This is a genomic window from Actinosynnema sp. (genome assembly GCF_052038725.1).
Genome location: NZ_JBQGCX010001299.1, coordinates 1 through 4,747 on the forward strand (window position 1 = coordinate 1; position 4,747 = coordinate 4,747).

Annotated in this window: 3 protein-coding genes; all 3 read right to left on the minus strand. The window is 71.7% G+C overall.

All coding sequences use genetic code 11. The annotated features are described in order from the left end of the window. Nucleotides 1-309: 309 nt before the first annotated feature. Nucleotides 310-2,877, minus strand: coding sequence for an FtsX-like permease family protein (locus ACTUAL_RS27420; protein WP_440902270.1), 2,568 nt, complete (start codon nucleotides 2,875-2,877; stop codon nucleotides 310-312). After that, a complete protein-coding gene (locus tag ACTUAL_RS27425) occupies nucleotides 2,877-3,716 on the minus strand; it encodes an ABC transporter ATP-binding protein (RefSeq protein WP_096497768.1) in 840 nt (279 codons plus the stop codon). The genes ACTUAL_RS27420 and ACTUAL_RS27425 overlap by 1 nt, the downstream gene beginning before the upstream one ends. A 305-nt stretch (nucleotides 3,717-4,021) precedes the next feature. Beyond that, on the minus strand, nucleotides 4,022-4,747 hold a 726-nt coding region (locus tag ACTUAL_RS27430), incomplete at its 5' end, for a helix-turn-helix transcriptional regulator (protein ID WP_440902271.1).

A 4,747-nucleotide genomic window follows, 5' to 3' on the forward strand; every position in this document is an offset into this window, starting at 1 on the left:
AACGGGAAAGAGGGACGCGGGATGGCTGGCTGCGGGCTCGCTGCGCTCGCCCCGCAGCCCGCTAGGCGGTGAAGGGCAGTGCGGCTTGTGAGGCGGTGAAGGGCAGTGCGGCTTGTGAGGTAGTTGCGCTCGCCTTGCAGCCTGCTAGTGCGTTCGGCTGTAGTGCTTGGCGCACAAGGGATCGCCCTTGGCTCTTGGCCTGGGCGATCCCTTGTGGTTCCCCGTGCGGGTCCCTGAGGACCTTGGTTGGGTGGGACCCGGAGCCCGGGGGAGCGGCTCCGGGTCCCGTGGGGTGTGGAGAGTGGTCTTCTAGTCGGCGGCCTTCGCTGCTTCCGCCGGGGGGATGCGGAGGAGTTTCCTCGCGGGGAGCAGGGTTGCGCCCAGGGTCAGGGCGAAGGCGCCTGCTGCGACGCCCAGGAAGATGAGGACCGAGCCTGAGGGGAACGGGCTTTCCAGGACCACGATGCTGAACGGCATCAGGGTGGCGATGGAGGCGACCGAGCCCAGGACGATGCCGATCGTGGCGATCACCGAGGCCTCGATGCCCAGCATCCACATGACCTGGCGCGGGGTTGAGCCGATCAGGCGTTGGACGCCCAGTTCGCGCTTGCGGGACGCCGTCGCGGTGACGAGGGTGTTCGCCACGGAGATCAGGGCGTAGCCGCTCACCAGGCCCACGAGCAGGTAGTTGACCCAGGTCTGGGTCTTGCTGCCCTCCGCGGGGGTGATGATGGTGTCGCGGTCGCCCACCACGGCGCCTGGGACGTTCGCGACCTTCTCGGCCACCGCGGTCGCCAGGGCGTCGGTGCCGGTGCCTTCCTTGCCCGCCACCAGGATCTGGCGGACCATGCCCGTGGTGCTGTGCTTCGCGGCCAGGGTGGCCGGGACGACGATGCTCTCGTAGCCGCTCTTGGCCTCGTAGAGGGCGACGACGGTGACCTCGGCGGGTTGGCGGTCGCCCATGCGGAGGGTGACCTTGTCGCCGATGCCCACGTTCATGTCCGCCGCCTGCTCCACGGGCAGGACCGCGGTGTCGCCGGTCAGCTTGGACAGGTCGCCTTCCACCGGGGTGATCCCGGTGATCAGGGACGCGTTCTGGGCGTCCACGCCCTGGATGGGCCAGGGGCTCTCCACGTGGGAGCCGTCGTAGGGCTTGTCGATCCACCCGGCGCTGGTCGTGTAGTGGGAGGCTGCTTCCACGCCTTCGACCTGGCGGACCTGCTCGACCACGCTCGGGTCGAAGCCGCCGGTGGTGGAGGAGACCACGGCGTCGGCGCGGAGGTCCTCCGCGAACCACTTGACGGCCGCGGCCTCCTGGGTGGTGGAGGTGTAGAAGTTCGCCAGGGCGATGCCCACCGCGAGCATCACGGGGGTGACCGCGGCGGCCATGCGGATCGAGCGGAGCTTCATGTTGTTGTTCGCCAGGTAGCCCTCGATGCCGCTGAACGCCCTGACCGGGATGGAGAGGAGCCTGCCGAGGACCTTGGTGAGGCCGGGGCTGATCAGAGCCAGGGCGAGGGCCCAGGCCATGACCGCGGGGCCTGCGGTGGCGGAGGCCACCGGGCCGGTCATGACGGTGCCGGTGACGATGAACAGGGCGATGCCCATCGCGAAGAAGATCACCGCGAAGAACACCCTGGGGAAGGTGACCCACTTGCGCTGCACGGCCGCTTCCGCGAGGGCCTCGGCCGGGTTGACCTTGGAGGCGCGGGAGCTGGTGATGCGGGCGGCCACCAGGGCGGTGACCAGGGCCACCAGGGGGCCGATGAGGTAGGCGAGGAAGCCCTGGTGGTGTTCGACGACCGGGGAGATGACGCCCGCGTCGGAGACCAGGGAGAAGAGGAGCGGGCCGATCAGCCAGCCGGGGAGGCAGCCGAGGAGGGCGGCGACGGTGGAGATGAAGAACGCCTCGCCGACGATCATGCGGCGGACCTGCTTGGGGGTGGCGCCGATGGCGCGCAGGGTTGCCACCTCGCGCTGGCGCTGCTGGATGGACAGGCTGAGGGTTCCGCTGACCACGAACATGGCGATGAAGACCGCCATGCCGCCGAAGACGCCTGCGAGCGGGATCAGCTGGGCCCGGCCGCCGACCGCCTCCGGGTGCTCGGCGACGCCCCGGTCGCCGTCGGCCAGGACGATGTAGGGCTGGCCCGCGAGCTTGTCCTCGACGGTCTCCAGGACGGTGTCGACGTCGGCGCCGGGCTTGAGGAACAGGCCGTAGGCGCTGATGTCGCCGCCGTGCAGGCCGAGGGAGGAGATGGCCTCGGAGGAGAAGAACAGCAGGGACTGGGGGTCCTTGCGGGCGGGCGAGGTGAGGCCGGAGACGGTGAAGGCGCTCGGCTTGCCCTTGGTGAGGACGTCGACCTGGTCGCCGACCTTGACGCTGGCGAGCTGGGCGGTGGCGCTGTCGAGGACGACGTCGCGGTTGCCGGTGGGCTCGGCGCCGTCCGTGATGCGGTACGGGCCCAGCTCGGCCGAAGTCCAGTCGTGGCCCAGGGACTGGGCGCCGACCTGGACGGGCTTGCCGTCGCGGACGACGGTGGCGGCGATGTTGGTCTCGCCCACGACGCGCTCGACGCCGTTGACGGACTCCAGCTCGCCGGCCAGGTCCTCGGGCAGCCACTGGCGCTCGGCCAGCGCGACGGTCTTCATGTTCTTGAGGTCGTTCGGGTCCTCGTTCGGCACGAGGTAGGCCTGCCTGCCGCTGACCACGACGGGCGCGGCGGCGGTGCGCTCCGCCGGGACGGCGATGCGGATGGCGGTCTCCATCAGGCCCGCGCTGGCGATGACCAGGCCGGAGCCGAGCATGACCGCGATGAAGGTGGCGACGAACGCGCTCTTGCGGAAGCGCAGGGTGCGCAGGGCCAGACCCCACATCAGTACTCACCCCTGGGACCGCGCTGGTTCGCGCTGGAGCTGAGGTCGAAGGAGCGGCGGGGCTGCTCGACGAGGGCGGTGAGGTGCGTCATCCGGTCGGCGACGGCCTCGGGGGTGGGGTTGTGGATGTCGCTGATGACCTGGCCGTCGATGAGGAACACGACGTTGTCGGCGTGCGAGGCGGCGACCGGGTCGTGGGTGACCATGATGATGGTCTGGCCGGTGACCATGACGGACTCGCGCAGCAGGTCGAGGACCTCCAGCGCGGTGCGGGTGTCGAGGGCGCCGGTGGGCTCGTCGGCGAACACGACGGGCGGCTCGGCCACCAGGGCGCGGGCGATCGCGACGCGCTGCTGCTGGCCGCCGGACAGCTCGCTCGGCAGGTGGCCGCGGCGCTGGTCGAGACCGACCCGGCGGATGACGTCGGCGACGCGGCCGTGGTCGATGCGGCGCCCGGCGAGCTTGAGCGGGAGGGTGATGTTCTGCTCCACGGTGAGCGCGGGCAGGAGGTTGAAGCTCTGGAAGATGAAACCGACGCGCTCGCGGCGCAGCTCGGTCAGGGCGACCTCGTTCTTGCCGGTGAGGTCCACGCCGTCGAGGATCACCGCGCCGCTGGTGGGGACGTCGAGGCCCGCCGCGCACTGCAGCAGGGTGCTCTTGCCCGAGCCGGACGGGCCCATGACGGCGGTGAAGCTGCCGTAGCCGAACGAGATGTCGACGCCGCGCAACGCCTCGACGGCGTTCTCGCCCTTGCCGTAGGTCTTGCGGACGGAGTCCAGGCGCACGGCCGCCCTGGCGCTCCCGCCGCCCTGTGGTTCCCTGCGCCTGTTGCCGAACATGGTCACTCTCCCAGCGCTCGTTTCTCTTCGATCCCGTTGTGGTGTTGTGGACAACGCTATTGGCGAGATCGTTTGCCTGCCATGGACTTAGCGGCCCGGTTGGGTGGGCCTAGGAGGGTGGGTATAGGCCCACCCCGGCGGTCGTGCCGCTCGCGCGTCCCGGTGAGGGGTGGGAGCGGGGGTCGTGGGCGGTGGGCGCCACGACCGTTGCGGGACAAGGGATGTGCGGACCGGTCGGGGGCGGAACCCTTGTGGGGCGGGAGAAGTCGGGTGCGGGGTCGTCGTGGGGTGCGGGGCCGGGCGGGTCACGCGCGGTGCGAGGAGGCGCCGGGTCTGGCCGCGCCCACCGCCGTCTCGGCACCCCACGCGGAGAGCGCTTCCAGGGGCAGGCCGGTGGGCAGGTCGGCGCGGCGGCGGACCTTCAGCTTGCGGTAGACCCTGGTCAGGTGCTGCTCGACGGTGCTGATGGTGATGTAGAGCTTGCGGCCGATCTCGCGGTTGGTGTGGCCCATGGCCGCCAGCGCGGCGACCCTGCGCTCGGCGGTGCTGAGGGTGGCGAGGTCGTCGGGTTCGGCCGCGGGAGCGCTCTCGGCGGTGGTCTCGGCCTCGGGGGCGCCGGTGGGCGTGCCGTCCAGGACCAGGCCCGCGGGGAGCGCGGCGCGGCAGAGGGCGCCCGCGCCGCAGGCCTCCGCGGTGCGGACGGCGCGCTTGGCGACGACCTCGGCGGCGCCGAACTCGCCGAGGGCGTGGTGGGTGGAGCCCAGGGCGGCCAGCGCCAGGGAGAGCTCGACCTGGTCGCCGCAGCCCTGCAGCAGGGCGACGGACTCGCGCAGCATGGGCAGGCGCTGCTTGAGCTCCGCCGAGCGGGACAGGGCGCGCAGCGAGGCGCCGCGCACCCTCGGCAGGTCGGCGGTGGGGCGGTCGAGCTGGGCGAGGACCAGTTCGGCGGCGCGGTCGCCCCGGCCGAGCGCGAACTGGGCGAGGACGACGTCCGAGCGCCACGGCAGCAGCGCGGGCAGGTCCAGGTCCCA

Bases quoted from the DNA above. Each gene is read 5' to 3' on its own strand.
- ACTUAL_RS27420 (WP_440902270.1), bottom strand. From the start codon at position 2,877: ATGTGGGGTCTGGCCCTGCGCACCCTGCGCTTCCGCAAGAGCGCGTTC.
- ACTUAL_RS27425 (WP_096497768.1), bottom strand. From the start codon at position 3,716: ATGTTCGGCAACAGGCGCAGGGAACCACAGGGCGGCGGGAGCGCCAGG.